This is a genomic window from Vibrio sinaloensis DSM 21326 (assembly GCF_000189275.1).
GTDB classification, from domain to species: domain Bacteria; phylum Pseudomonadota; class Gammaproteobacteria; order Enterobacterales; family Vibrionaceae; genus Vibrio; species Vibrio sinaloensis.
Map to the genome: position 1 here is coordinate 1 of NZ_AEVT01000111.1, position 848 is coordinate 848.

At 55.4% G+C, this 848-nt stretch carries 1 pseudogene; it reads right to left on the reverse strand.

Features of this window, described 5'->3' with window-relative positions:
• Nucleotides 1-727: pseudogene (gene ghxP / locus RH45_RS20455) on the reverse strand (guanine/hypoxanthine transporter GhxP); the annotation flags it as partial.
• Between the last annotated feature and the right edge of the window lie 121 nt (nt 728-848).

Sequence of the window (848 nt, forward strand, 5' to 3'; positions counted from 1 at the left end):
AGCGAGTTGCCGTTTTCATCGCTCAACGAAGGCATGGCGAAAATGCCGGAAAAATGGACGTTAGGATCGAAGAGCAAACCCACAATAGAAATGCCAATAATGGTCAACAGAATGCCGCCGGGGACTTTCAGCTTTTCCAGACCGAGAATAACAGCCAGCCCCACAAGCGACATAATCACCGGGAAGGTGTCGAAGTCGCCCAGCGCGACCGGCAGGCCATCCAGCGGGTTTTTAATGACCAGGCCGACGCCGTTGGCGGCAATCAGCAACAAAAACAGGCCAATACCGATACCGGTTCCGTGGGCCACGCCCTGTGGCAAGTTACGCAAAATCCAGCTACGAATGCCGGTGGCGGAGATAACGGTAAACAGTACGCCCATCAGGAATACGGCGCCAAGCGCGACCGGGACGCTAATATGCTGCCCCAGGACCAGGCTAAACGCGGTAAACGCTGTCAACGAGATAGCGCAACCGATAGCCAGCGGCAGATTCGCCCAAAGCCCCATAACGATAGAGCCGACGCCTGCGACCAGGCAGGTCGCTACAAAGACGGCAGCAGGCGGGAACCCGGCTTTACCCAGCATCCCTGGCACCACGATGGCGGAGTAAACCATCGCAAGAAACGTGGTTAAGCCAGCAACGACTTCCTGGCGAACGGTGCTCCCGCGTTGTGAATTTTAAACCAGGCGTCGAGTGAACCGCCGGTACGCGCTGAAGGCGTAGACATAGAAAACATCCCCTGAGAATTTATTATTCGTCGGTATACGTGGGAGGTAATCCACTAACAGCGCAACGTTATCTCCTTGTGCTACATTTACGACAACCGGGGCGCCGCAAAAAAGCAAACG